The following is an 11903-nucleotide window of genomic DNA, read 5'->3' as shown; positions in this document are numbered from 1 at the left end:
AGATCCGTATCCCGCCACCCGCCCGGTCATCGGGCCGCTCCCACCGAGTCGGCCTCGCGGAGCCAGTCGACGATCCCGGTGACGGCCTCCCGGCAGCCGCCGCAGCCGGTGGCCGCCCGGGTCGCGGCGACCACCTCGTCGACCGTCCGGGCCCCGTCGCGCCAACAGGCCACCAGCGCGCCCTTGCGGACGTCGTTGCACTGGCAGACGGTCGCCGCGTCCGGCATCAGCGCCGGCGACTCGGCCGGCGTCGCCGCCGTCGTCCCGATCGCCCGGCCGAGCAGCAGCGCCCGCCGGTCGGTCGGCACCGGTCCGCCCCGGTCGAAGAGCTGCACCACCGTGCCGACGCTCGGGTTGTCGCCGAGCAGGATCGCCCCGGTCAGCCGCTCGTCGTGGATGCGCAGCCGGGCGTAGGTGCCCCGGGCCGGGTCGGCGAAGGTCAGCTCCTCGCCGGGGCCGTCGGTCGGGTCGCCCATCGCGGCGAGGTCGATGCCGGCCGCCTTGAGCCGGGTCACCGCCGGACGGGCCCGGTACCGGACGGCCGGGTCCTCGCCGCTCAGCAGCTGCGCCACCACCCGGGCCTGCGCCCAGGCAGGGGCGACCAGCCCGGTCAGCGTGCCGTCGTGCTGGGCGCAGTCGCCGATCGCCGAGACGTGCGGGTCGCTGGTGCGCAGCCGGTCGTCGACCACCACGCCCCGCTCGACGGCCAGCCCGGCGGCGGCGGCCAGCCCGGTCTCGGGGCGTACGCCGCAGGAGAGCACCAGCAGGTCGGCGGCGAGCGTCCGGCCGTCGGTCAGCCGCAGCCGGACCTCGTCGGCGTCCACCTCGACCCCGGAGCCGCCGACCGCCAGCTCGGTCCGCACGCCCAGTCCGGCGAGGGTGCCGGCGAGCACCGCCCCGGCGGCCGGGTCGAGCTGGCGCTCCATCAGGTGCCCCACCGGGTGCACCACGGTCACGTCGAGTCCCCGGGCGGCCAGCCCTCGGGCCGCCTCCAGCCCGAGCAGCCCGCCGCCGAGCACCAGGACGCGGCGTGCGTCCCGGGCCACGGCGAGGATGCGCCGGCAGTCGTCCAGGGTGCGGAAGGCGGCCACCCGGGCCGGCAGGTCGGTCGGGTCGAGGCCGGGCAGCGGCGGCACCAGCGCCCGGCTGCCGGTGGCCAGCACCAGGTGGTCGTAGCCGATCCGGTCGCCGTCATCGGTGCGTACCTCGCGGGCGGCCCGGTCGATCGCGGTGACGCCCGTCCCGGTGCGCACGTCCACGCCCTGCCCGGCGACCTCGGCCAGCTCCACGTCCGGCTCGTCGATCTTCCCGGCGAGCAGGGTGGAGAGCATGATCCGGTTGTACGCCCGGTGCGGTTCCGCCCCGAGCACGGTGACCTTGTGCTCCCCGCTCCGGGCGTGCAGTTCGGCGGCGAGCCGGGAGCCGGCCATGCCGTACCCCACGATCACGACGCGCATGGCCGTCCTCCGCTTCGTTCCGACCGGCCCCGAGACGCGGCGGCGCGGTGCCGGATGATCCGATCGCTCATGCCTTCTCCACCCGTACGGCGCAGATCTTGAATTCGGGCATCCCGGAGACCGGGTCCGTCGCGTCGTTGGTCACGGAGTTGGCCCGGGCCGCGCCGCCCCAGTGGAACGGCGCGAAGACGGTGTCGGGGCGGATCGTCGGGCTGAGCCGGGCCGGCGCGCGCAGCTCGCCGCGACGGGAGGTGACGACCAGCTCGTCCCCCTCGTCGACGCCGAGCCGGTCGGCCAGGTCCGGGTGCAGCTCGACGAAGCCGCCGGGGGCGGCGCGGCGCAGTGCGGCGACCCGGCGGGTCTGGGTGCCCGACTGGTACTGGGCGAGCACCCGGCCGGTGGTGAAGTGCAGCGGGTACTCGGCGCAGACCTCCTCGGCCGCCGGCCGGTGGGTCACCGGGTGGAACCGGGCCCGGCCGTCGGGGGTGGGGAACCGGTCGGCGAAGAGCCGGGGGGCGTCCGGGCCGTCCGGGTCCGGACAGGGCCAGAAGACGCCCTCGTCCCGCTCGATCCGCTCCCAGGTGATCCCGGCGTAGTCGGCCGGCCCGCCGGCGGAGGCCCGCCGCAGCTCGGCGAAGACCACCCGGGGATCGGTCGGGAACTGCCGGGCGGCCCGCCCGGCCGGTTGCGCCGCCGCCGCGCCGGTCCCGGTCGTGGTGGTCGGCGTCCCGGCCGGGCCGGTGCCCGGCTCGCCGTCGTCGAGGCGCGCGGCCAGGCCGGCGAGGATGTCGAGGTCGGTACGCACGCCCGGCGGCGGCCGGCGCAGCGCCTGTCGGCGCAGCACCCGACCCTCCAGGTTGGTCATGGTGCCCTCCTCCTCGGCCCACTGGGCGACGGGCAGCACCACGTCGGCCAGCGCCGCCGTCTCGGAGAGCAGGAAGTCGGCCACCACCAGCAGGTCGAGTCCACGCAGCCGCTCGGTGACCCGGGCGGCCCGGGGCGCGGAGACGACCGGATTCGATCCGAAGACCAGCATCGCGCGCGGTCCGCCGGGCGTGCCGAGCGAGTCCAGCAGCCGGTACGCCGGCACTCCCGGCCCGGGCAGGTCGTCGGGGTCGACGCCCCACACCCCGGCCACGTGCGCGCGGGCCGCCGGGTCGTCGATCTTCCGGTACCCGGGCAGTTGGTCGGACTTCTGTCCGTGTTCCCGGCCGCCCTGCCCGTTGCCCTGGCCGGTCAGGCAGCCGTACCCGGAGCCGGGGCGGCCGGGCAGGCCGAGGGCGAGGGCCAGGTTGACGAAGGCGCTGACCGTGTCGACGCCCTTGGCGTGCTGCTCCGCGCCCCGGGCGGTGAGGATGATCGCGCTGCCGCCGGCCAGCGCCCGGGCGGTCGCCTCCAGGTCGGCCACCGGCACCCCGGAGAGCCGCTCCACCTCGGCCGGCCAGTACCCGGCGACGGTCCGGCGCACCTGCTCGAAGCCGGTGGTGCGGGCGTCGACGTACGCCTTGTCGACCAGTCCCTCGGTCAGCGCGATGTGCAGCAGCGCGTTGGCCACCGCCAGGTCGGTGCCGGGCAGCGGTTGCAGGTGCAGGTCGGCCTGGCGGGCGGTGGCGGTGACCCGGGGGTCGACCACGATCAGTCGTCCGCCGCGCTGTCGCTGGTCGGTCAGGTGGCGCAGCAGCGGCGGCATGGTCTCCGCCGGGTTGGCGCCGACCAGCAGCAGGGTGTCGGCCCGGGCGAGGTCGGCCAGCGGGAAGGGCAGTCCCCGGTCGACGCCGAAGGCGCGGATCCCGGCCGCCGCCGCCGAGGACATGCACCACCGGCCGTTGTAGTCGATGTGCCGGGTCCGCAGCGCCACCCGGGCGAACTTGCCGAGCGCGTACGCCTTCTCGTTGGTGAGCCCGCCGCCGCCGAAGACCGCGACCGCGTCCCGGCCGTGTCCGGACTGGACGGCGCGGATGCCGGCGGCGACCCGGTCGAGGGCGGCGTCCCAGGTCGCCGGGCGCAGTTCGCCGGACGCGTCGCGCAGCAGGGGAGTGGTCAGCCGCTCCGGGTGGTCCAGCAGCTCGGCGGCGGTCCAGCCCTTCTGGCACAGCCCGCCCCGGTTGGTGGGGAACTGCCGGGGCAGCACCTCCACCCGGTCGCCCTCGGCGCGCAGGACCATCCCGCACTGCAGGGCGCAGTACGGGCAGTGCGTTTCCGCCTCACGGGGCAGGGCCACCGGTGGCGTCGCGGCGCGTGCACCGTCTGTCATGCCACCGAAGCGTGCCGCCGGGCGGTTTCCGGTCCGGGTCCCGTTTGTTTCGGCCCTGTCAAGAGCGCCTCACACCGCACGGGAGCACGTGACCGGCCGGCAGGATCTAGAATATGAGACAGATTTCTCATCATTTAGGAGGCGACGATGAGCGTGACGGCGGCCTTCGACGCGGTGGCGGGCAGCTACGACCAGGCCAGACGGCGTCTGGTGCCCTGCTTCGACGACTTCTACGGCACCGCGGTCGAGGTGGCCGCCCCGCCGTTGCGCGCGGCGCTCGCCGAGGGTCGTACCCCCGAGGTGCTGGACCTGGGCGCGGGCACCGGGCTGCTCTCCCTGCTGCTCGCCGCGACCGTCCCCGGGGTCCGGGTGACCCTGCTCGACGGCGCGCCGCGGATGCTCGCGGTCGCCGCCGACGGCCTCGCCGCCCGGGGCGTGCCGCACGCGACGGTGGTCGGCGACCTGACCGACCCGCTCCCCGTCGGCCGGTACGACGCGGTGGTCTCCGCCCTGGCCGTGCACCACCTCGACGACGACGCCAAGCAGGCGCTCTGCCGGCGGGTGGCGCGCGCCCTCGCGCCGGGCGGGGTCTTCGTCAACGCCGAACAGGTGGCCGGCCCCACCCCGGAGCTGGACCGCCGCTACGACGAGGTGTGGGTCGCGCAGGCCACCGCGCTCGGCTCGGACGCCGCCGAGATCGCCGCCGCCCGGGAGCGGATGCGGCACGACCGGCCGGCCTCGGTGGGGGAGCAGTGCCGCTGGCTGGCCGAGGCGGGCCTGGTCGAGGTCGACTGCTACTTCAAGGCGTGGCGCTTCGCCGTCTTCGGCGGCCGCCGTCCGTGACGGACATCCGCCCCAGCTCGGCCGCACCATTTGCGGTGTGTCGCGGTGTCCCCGGCACCTGATGCCGCGACCCGCCGCACGGCGTCGACTGGGGGATTTCTCGAGGGACGCATCGAGGGATGACTGATGGTCGTACCGGTGGGTAGTCTCAGCCGCATGACTGCCAAGGTGACCCTGTCGTTCTCCGACGAGACGATCGAGGAGGCGCGCCGGTTCGCGAAACGCGAGGGGCTGAGCCTCTCCGCGTGGATGGACCAGGCTGCCCGGGAGAAGGCGCTGCGCGAGGTCTTCACCGCGCACGCCGAGGCGGTCGGCCGGGCCGGGCTCGACCTGGAGTCCGCCGCGCTCGCCGACGCGCGGGAGGTCGCGATGGTCGACGACGCGCTCTTCGGCGGGCGTCCGCGTGCTGCGTAGGGGTGAGATCTGGCGGATCGAGGGGGCCCGGGAGCGGCTCGGGCTGGTGATCAGCTCCGACGTCTACAACTCCACCGACGTGCCGATCGTGATCGTGGCCGAGGTGGTGGAGGAGGCGCTGCTGCGCGACTCCCCGCTCGCGGTGCGGATGGGCGGGTACGTGGTGATGCCCGACCGAATCTCCTCGCCGATGAAGAAGTGGTTCAGTGAGTGCGTGGACGTCGCCGACACCGAGACCATGCAGCGGGTGGGGCGGGCGTTGCGCATCCTCCAGCAGCTCTGAGGCGTCTCACCACCGCTGGGCGGCGGACGTGCGATCCCCGTTTCCGGAACGACTCCGGACGGGACTCCCGCCGTAACCGGCCGTTCCTAGCGTCCTGCTCGTCACACCGACGAGGAGGAGCCGCCGTGAGTACGCTGGCCAGCACGACAACAGTCACCGCCGAACCGGCGACCACCGCCGGGGGCGGGCGCCGGATCACCGACTGGCGACCCGAGGACCCCACCTTCTGGCGGACGACCGGCGCCCGGATCGCCCGGCGCAACCTCTGGGTCTCGATCTTCGCCGAGCACGTCGGGTTCTCCGTGTGGAGCCTCTGGTCGGTCACGGTGCTCTTCCTGGGGCCCGCGTACGGCATCGACCCGGCGGGCAAGTTCCTGCTCACTGCCGTGCCGGCCGCGCTGGGGGCGGTGCTGCGGCTGCCGTACACCCTCGCCGTGGCGCGCTTCGGCGGGCGGAACTGGACGATCGTCAGCGCCCTGATGCTGCTGCTGCCGGCGGTGCCGATGACGATCCTGCTGGAACCGGGCGTGTCGTACACCACGCTGATGGTGCTGGCCTGCCTGACCGGCGTCGGCGGCGGCAACTTCGCCTCCTCCATGGCCAACATCAACCTCTTCTTCCCGGAGCGGCTCAAGGGCCGGGCGCTGGGGCTCAACGCGGGCGGCGGCAACCTCGGCGTACCGGCGGTGCAGCTCGTCGGGCTGGCGGTGCTGGCCACCGCCGGGGCCGCGTACCCCCGGTTGGTGCCGGCGGTCTACCTGCCGCTGATCGTGCTGGCCGCGCTGGCCTCGGCGCGCTGGCTGGACAACCTCCCGAACGCCCGCAACGAGCCGGGCGCGCTGCGCGAGGCCGCCCGCGAGCCGCACACCTGGGTGATGTCGCTGCTCTACATCGGCACCTTCGGCTCGTTCATCGGGTTCGGCTTCGCCTTCGGGCAGGTGCTCCAGCTCCAGTTCGCCGACCGCTTCCCGACCCCCGTCGACGCCGCCTGGCTGACCTTCCTCGGCCCGCTGATCGGCTCGCTGATCCGCCCGGTCGGCGGCCAGCTCGCCGACCGGCTCGGCGGGGCCCGGGTGACCTTCTGGAACTTCGTCGGCATGGCGATCGGCGCCAGCCTGGTGCTGTACGCGGCGCGGGAGCGGTCCTTCCCGCTCTACCTCACCGGCTTCATGTCGCTCTTCGTCTTCTCCGGGATCGGCAACGGGTCGACCTACAAGATGATCCCGGCGATCTTCCGGGCCCGGGCGGTCACCGAGGGGGAGCTGACCGGTGACGTGGAGGCCGCCGAGCGGCGGGCCCGCCGCCTCTCCGGCTCGCTGATCGGCATCGCCGGGGCGGTCGGGGCGTCCGGCGGGGTGCTGGTCAACGTGGCCTTCCGGCAGTCGTTCCTGACCTCCGGCAACGCCGACGCCGCCTACGTCGCCTTCATCGGCTGGTACGCGCTCTGCTTCGGCCTCACCTGGGCGGTGTACCTGCGGCCGGGGCCGCGCCGGCTGGCCGGCGTGTGATCTGGCTCATCGTCCCGCCGCAGGCCACGCTGGGTGACCCCCCGTTTTGACCTGCCGGCGGGGCGGCGGGTATCGTTGCCTGCTGTTGTACGACATTCAGAGGCGTGCCGCATCAGGTACGCTTGGTCGTTCGTGCGCGCCTGGTCACCTCGGCGCGCGACCCCAGACCGACGACGAGACAAGGTAGACCTGTGCGTACGTACAGCCCGAAGCCGGGTGAGATCGAGCGTCAGTGGCACGTTATCGACGCCTCTGATGTCGTGCTGGGCCGCCTCGCGACCCACGCCGCCACGCTGCTGCGTGGTAAGCACAAGCCGACTTTCGCGCCGCACGTCGACACGGGCGACTTCGTCGTCATCGTGAACGCGGGCAAGGTCGCGCTGACCGGCAACAAGCGCCAGCAGAAGATCGCCTACCGCCACTCCGGTTACCCGGGTGGTCTGAAGCGGGTCGGCTACGACGAGCTGCTGACCAAGCGCCCCGAGCGGGCCATCGAGCTGGCCGTGAAGGGCATGCTCCCGCACAACAAGCTCGGCCGTCAGCTGATCAAGAAGCTGAAGGTCTACGCCGGTGCCGAGCACCCGCACGGCGCGCAGCAGCCGGTGCCGTTCGAGATCAAGCAGATCGCGCAGTGAGCGCGGGCGAAGGAAACAGCATGACCGACATCACCGAGACCGAGGTCGCCCCCGAGGCCACCGAGGCGCCGGCGCCCGTCGCCCGCGCGCCTCGTGGTGACCGGCCGATCCAGACCGTGGGCCGCCGCAAGGAGGCCATCGTCCGGGTGCGCATCGTCCCCGGCAGCGGCAAGATCACCTGCAACGGCCGTGACCTCGAGGCATACTTCCCGAGCAAGGTGCACCAGCAGCTCATCAAGGACCCGCTGGTCACCGCCGAGAAGCCCGAGGCGTTCGACGTCATCGCCAACCTGCGGGGCGGCGGCACCACCGGCCAGGCCGGCGCGCTGCGGCTCGCCATCGCCCGGGCGCTCATCGTGAGCGAGCCGGACGACCGCCCGGCCCTGAAGAAGGCCGGCTTCCTGACCCGTGACGCCCGGGTCAAGGAGAGCAAGAAGTACGGCCTCAAGAAGGCCCGTAAGGCTCCTCAGTACTCGAAGCGCTGACCTTCAGCGACACGTTGTACTTCTGACGAACGGCCGGGTCCGCCTCCCCTCGACGGGAGGTGGCCCGGCCGTTCGTTGTTTCCCTGGGACCGTTTCATCGGAGGTTGGCGGGTATGGGCCGGTTGTTCGGCACGGACGGCGTACGCGGGCGGGCGAACGCGGATCTCACCCCCGAGTTGGCGCTCGCGGTGGCGGTGGCCGCCGCGCACACGCTCGCCGAGTCGGACAAGAGCCATCCCCCGCTGGCCGTGGTCGGCCGGGACACCCGGGCCAGCGGCGAGATGCTGGAGGCGGCCGTGGTCGCCGGGCTCACCAGCGCCGGGGCCAACGTGGTCCGGGTCGGGGTGCTGCCCACCCCGGCGGTGGCGTTCCTGACCGCCGAGGCCAAGGCCGACCTGGGCGTCATGCTCTCCGCCTCGCACAACCCGATGCCGGACAACGGCATCAAGCTCTTCGCCGCCGGGGGCCACAAGCTGCCCGACGAGATCGAGATGCGGATCGAGGCGGCGGTCGAGGCGAACGCCACCACCGCCTGGGACCGTCCGATCGGCGCCGGTGTCGGCCGCGTCCACGACCTGCTCGACGGCGCGGACCACTACGTGCAGCACCTCGTCGGCACCGTCGGGCACCGGCTGGACGGGATCAAGGTGGTGGTCGACTGCGCCAACGGCGCGGCGGCCGAGGTGGCGCCGGTGGCGTACCGGGAGGCGGGCGCCGAGGTGGTCGCCATCTACGCCGAGCCGGACGGGCTCAACATCAACGACGACTGCGGCTCCAACCACATCGACGCGCTGCGCGCCGCCGTGGTGGAGCACGGCGCCCACCTGGGCATCGCGCACGACGGCGACGCCGACCGGTGCGTGGCGGTGACCGCCGACGGCGACGAGGTCGACGGCGACCAGGTGATGGCGATCCTCGCCCTCGCCATGCGGGAGGCCGGCACCCTCACCCAGGACACCCTGGTCGCGACCGTGATGAGCAACCTCGGCCTGCGGCTGGCGATGTCCGCGCAGGGCATCCGGCTGATCGAGACCAAGGTCGGTGACCGGTACGTCCTGGAGGAGCTGCGCGCCTCCGGCCTCGCCCTCGGCGGCGAGCAGAGCGGCCACATCGTCATGCCGGCGTACGCGACCACCGGCGACGGGGTGCTCACCGGGCTGCACCTGATGGCGCGGATGGCGCACACCGGCAAGTCGCTGGCCGAGCTGGCCTCGGTGGTCACCAAGCTGCCGCAGGTGCTGATCAACGTGCCGGTCGGCGATCGTACCGTCGGCGCGGCCGCCCCCGCCGTCCGCGCCGAGGTCGAACGGGCCGAGGCCGAGCTGGGCGAGACCGGCCGGGTGCTGCTGCGCCCCTCCGGCACCGAGCCGCTGGTACGGGTGATGGTCGAGGCCGCCACCGAGCCGACCGCCCGGTCGGTGGCCGAGCGGATCGCCGAGCAGGTCCGGGTGGCGAGCCCGACCGCCTGACAGCTCTCCGTCGGCCCGGATCGCCACCGGCGGTCCGGGCCGACGCCTGTCTCCGGTACCCGCACCCGTCCCGGTACGCGGCGCCCGGCGCCGTGCCCGCCGATCTGGTCGGTGCCGAGGCCGGACCCGGGGTCAGCCGGGCCGGGGCGTCCGACCGCGCCGGATCTGTGCCGCCTCGCTGTCGTCGACGGCGGCGCTGCGGCACCCGGATGGGTCGAGGCGGGTGCCCCCGGCAGGGTCAGCCCGGCCGGGCGGCGGACGCGACGCGGCGCAGGAACCGCTCGCCCAGCTCGACGACCTGCCCGGGGTCGAACTCCAGGGCCGGGCCGGCCACCGTCACCTCGGCCATGGACAGACCCGGCACCTCGGTCTCCTGCCAGTTCCCGACGAACCAGGCCCGCTCCTGCTCGGCGAGGGCGAGGGTGGCGGCGTTGAGCACGTCCGCCGGGTGCGGCAACCAGATCCGGAACTGATGGGTGTGCGGGGGCGTGGGGAAGACCCGCGCCCCGGGCAGCGCCGCCAGCGCCTCGGCGACCGTCCGGGCGTGCGCCACGTACCCGGCGAGCCGGGGCAGTTCGTCGGTGAGGCCGTCGAGCGCCGCCAGGGCGACCGGCCACTGCTGGAAGACCGTCCCGCCGTAGCGGTGCCGCCACGCGCGGGCGTACCGGGCCAGCGCCTCGTCCCCGGCGAGCGCCGCGCCGGAGATGCCGCCGAGGGACTTGTAGAACGAGACGTAGACGCTGTCGGCCAGCGCGGCGACCGCCGCCGCCGGATGCCCGAGGTGCGGCACCGACTCCCACAGCCGTGCCCCGTCGACGTGCACCCGGGCGCCGGCCGCCCGGGCCGCCGCCACCGTGGCTACCAGCTCGTCCCAGTCGGGCAGCACGAAACCGGCGTCGCGCAGCGGCAGCTCCAGCAGCAGGGTGCCGACCGGCTCGTCGAGGGCGGCCACCTCCTGCGCCGTCGGATTACGGGCCGCCGTGGTGGTGGGCACCGCGCGCAGGCCACCGAGCACCGCGTACGCGTCCCGCTCGTGCACCAGCGGGTGGCTCAGCGGGTGCAGCCCGACGGCGGTCCGGCCGGTCAGCTCCGCGCCGTACCGCATCGCGACCTGCTGGGCCATCGTGCCGGTGGGGAAGAGGACGGCGTCGGCGGTGCCGAGCAGCTCGGCCACCCGGCGTTCGAGCGTCGCCACCGGGCCGCCCTCGCCGTAGAAGTCGGGCAACCCGTCCGGGTCGGCGGTCGCCGCCAGCACGGCGAGCTGTTCGGCGAGCGAGGTCGGCCGCCGGCCGGAGAGGATCCGATCGCACTCCCGCATCGCGGCGACCCCGCGGATCCGGGCGGCGTAGCCGCTCATCGCCGCCCGGCCAGGCCACGCAGCCGGGTGACCGCCTCGGTGAGCACCTCGGGCCGCTTGCAGAAGGCGAACCGGACCAGCCGCCGGCCGGCCTCCGGGTCGTCGTAGAAGACCTGGGTGGGTACGGCGACCACGCCGCAGCGCTCCGGCAGCGACCGGCAGAAGTCCACTCCGTCCCGGCCACCGAGCGCACTCACGTCGGCGGTGACGAAGTACGTCCCCTCCGGGCTGAGCACGTCGAAGCCCGCGTCGGTCAGGCCGTCCACCAGCAGGTCCCGCCGCAGTTGCAGGTCGTCCCGGAAGCCGGTGAAGTAGCTGTCGGGCAGGGCCAGCGCCACGGCGACCGCCGGTTGCAGCGGCGCGGCGTTGACGAAGGTGAGGAACTGCTTGACCCGCAGCACCGCCGACACCAGGGGCGCGGGGCCGCTCACCCAGCCCACCTTCCAGCCGGTGCAGGAGAACGTCTTGCCGGCCGACGAGATGCGCAGCGTCCGCTCCCGCATCCCGGGCAGCGTCGCCAGCGGCACGTGCCCGCTCGCGGCGTCGGTGAAGACCAGATGCTCGTAGACCTCGTCGGTGACCGCGTACGCGTCGTGCTCGCGGCAGAGGTCGGCCACCAGGGCCAGCTCCTGCGGGGTGAAGACCTTGCCGGTCGGGTTGTGCGGGGAGTTGAGCAGCACCAGCCGGGTCCTCGGCCCGAACGCGGCGCGCAGCTCCGCCGGGTCGAAGCCGTACCGGCCGTCGTCGCCCGGGCGCAGCGTCACCGGCCGCCGCACCGCGCCGGCCAGCGCGATCGAGGCGGCGTACGAGTCGTAGTACGGCTCGAAGCAGACCACCTCGTCGCCCTGCTCGCAGAGGGCGAGGATGCTGGCCGCGATCGCCTCGGTGGCGCCCGCCGTGACGACGATCTCGCCGTCCGGGTCGTACGTCAGCGCGTGGAAGCGGCGCTGGTGCTCGGCGATCGCGTGGCGCAGGGCGGGGATCCCGGGGCCCGGCGGGTACTGGTTCTGCCCGGTGCGCAGCGCCTCCGCCGCGGCGGCCAGCATCTCCGGCGGGCCGTCGCTGTCCGGGAAGCCCTGCCCGAGGTTCACCGCGCCGGTGCGGACCGCGAGCGCGGACATCTCGGCGAAGATCGTCGTCCCGAAGGGGCGCATCCGGGCGACGAGGGGATCGACGTCGGGGGTTGTCGTCACGGTGG

At 74.3% G+C, this 11903-nt stretch carries 11 protein-coding genes; 7 read left to right on the top strand and 4 right to left on the bottom strand.

What is annotated here, in order from left to right; all coding sequences use genetic code 11:
• Window positions 1-26: 26 nt before the first annotated feature.
• Window positions 27-1457, bottom strand: coding sequence for an FAD-dependent oxidoreductase (locus GA0070614_RS12250; RefSeq protein WP_088976082.1), 1431 nt, complete (start codon window positions 1455-1457; stop codon window positions 27-29).
• A gap of 67 nt (window positions 1458-1524) precedes the next feature.
• Window positions 1525-3711, bottom strand: a complete 2187-nt coding sequence (locus GA0070614_RS12245; RefSeq protein ID WP_088976081.1) for a molybdopterin oxidoreductase family protein — start codon at window positions 3709-3711, stop codon at window positions 1525-1527.
• A gap of 147 nt (window positions 3712-3858) precedes the next feature.
• Between GA0070614_RS12245 and GA0070614_RS12240 the strand changes: the two genes are divergently transcribed.
• From GA0070614_RS12240 to glmM, 7 genes are all read left to right on the top strand, one after another.
• Window positions 3859-4554 (top strand): class I SAM-dependent methyltransferase, encoded by a 696-nt coding sequence (locus GA0070614_RS12240; RefSeq protein WP_088976080.1) that lies wholly within the window; start codon window positions 3859-3861, stop codon window positions 4552-4554.
• A 126-nt stretch (window positions 4555-4680) separates the two neighbouring features.
• Entirely contained in the window at window positions 4681-4968 is a 288-nt protein-coding gene (locus tag GA0070614_RS12235; protein ID WP_088976079.1) for a DUF6364 family protein, read from the top strand.
• Complete coding sequence (locus GA0070614_RS12230; RefSeq protein WP_088976078.1) at window positions 4958-5251, top strand: type II toxin-antitoxin system PemK/MazF family toxin; 294 nt, start codon at window positions 4958-4960, stop codon at window positions 5249-5251. The genes GA0070614_RS12235 and GA0070614_RS12230 overlap by 11 nt, the downstream gene beginning before the upstream one ends.
• Window positions 5252-5376: 125 nt before the next feature.
• Window positions 5377-6759 (top strand): MFS transporter, encoded by a 1383-nt coding sequence (locus tag GA0070614_RS12225; RefSeq protein ID WP_088976077.1) that lies wholly within the window; start codon window positions 5377-5379, stop codon window positions 6757-6759.
• 191 nt (window positions 6760-6950) lie between these two features.
• Window positions 6951-7394 carry a 50S ribosomal protein L13 gene (gene rplM, locus GA0070614_RS12220; protein ID WP_088976076.1) on the top strand — a complete coding sequence of 148 codons (444 nt, stop codon included), beginning with the start codon at window positions 6951-6953 and terminating at the stop codon, window positions 7392-7394.
• 20 nt (window positions 7395-7414) lie between these two features.
• Window positions 7415-7879 (top strand): 30S ribosomal protein S9, encoded by a 465-nt coding sequence (gene rpsI / locus GA0070614_RS12215; RefSeq protein ID WP_088647409.1) that lies wholly within the window; start codon window positions 7415-7417, stop codon window positions 7877-7879.
• A gap of 113 nt (window positions 7880-7992) precedes the next feature.
• Window positions 7993-9348, top strand: a complete 1356-nt coding sequence (glmM, locus tag GA0070614_RS12210) for a phosphoglucosamine mutase (protein WP_088976075.1) — start codon at window positions 7993-7995, stop codon at window positions 9346-9348.
• Between the two features lie 238 nt (window positions 9349-9586).
• Here glmM and GA0070614_RS12205 read toward each other — a convergent pair whose 3' ends face one another.
• Together GA0070614_RS12205 and GA0070614_RS12200 are read right to left on the bottom strand one after the other, a co-directional pair.
• Window positions 9587-10705 carry a threonine aldolase family protein gene (locus GA0070614_RS12205; RefSeq protein WP_088976074.1) on the bottom strand — a complete coding sequence of 373 codons (1119 nt, stop codon included), beginning with the start codon at window positions 10703-10705 and terminating at the stop codon, window positions 9587-9589.
• Window positions 10702-11898 carry a pyridoxal phosphate-dependent aminotransferase gene (locus tag GA0070614_RS12200; protein ID WP_088976073.1) on the bottom strand — a complete coding sequence of 399 codons (1197 nt, stop codon included), beginning with the start codon at window positions 11896-11898 and terminating at the stop codon, window positions 10702-10704. Before GA0070614_RS12200 ends, GA0070614_RS12205 begins: the two co-directional genes overlap by 4 nt.
• Window positions 11899-11903 lie beyond the last annotated feature (5 nt).

It is taken from the genome of Micromonospora coxensis (genome assembly GCF_900090295.1).
GTDB lineage: Bacteria > Actinomycetota > Actinomycetes > Mycobacteriales > Micromonosporaceae > Micromonospora > Micromonospora coxensis.
The sequence above is the reverse complement of the archived record's forward strand: the minus strand, read 5'-3'. Positions and strand labels throughout refer to the sequence as shown.

What these genes read in the sequence shown, in the direction of transcription:
- GA0070614_RS12250 (WP_088976082.1), bottom strand. Translation starts at nt 1,457, where the DNA reads ATGCGCGTCGTGATCGTGGGGTACGGCATGGCCGGCTCCCGGCTCGCC.
- GA0070614_RS12245 (WP_088976081.1), bottom strand. Translation starts at nt 3,711, where the DNA reads ATGACAGACGGTGCACGCGCCGCGACGCCACCGGTGGCCCTGCCCCGT.
- GA0070614_RS12240 (WP_088976080.1), top strand. Translation starts at nt 3,859, where the DNA reads ATGAGCGTGACGGCGGCCTTCGACGCGGTGGCGGGCAGCTACGACCAG.
- GA0070614_RS12235 (WP_088976079.1), top strand. Translation starts at nt 4,681, where the DNA reads ATGGTCGTACCGGTGGGTAGTCTCAGCCGCATGACTGCCAAGGTGACC.
- rpsI (WP_088647409.1), top strand. Translation starts at nt 7,415, where the DNA reads ATGACCGACATCACCGAGACCGAGGTCGCCCCCGAGGCCACCGAGGCG.
- glmM (WP_088976075.1), top strand. Translation starts at nt 7,993, where the DNA reads ATGGGCCGGTTGTTCGGCACGGACGGCGTACGCGGGCGGGCGAACGCG.
- GA0070614_RS12205 (WP_088976074.1), bottom strand. Translation starts at nt 10,705, where the DNA reads ATGAGCGGCTACGCCGCCCGGATCCGCGGGGTCGCCGCGATGCGGGAG.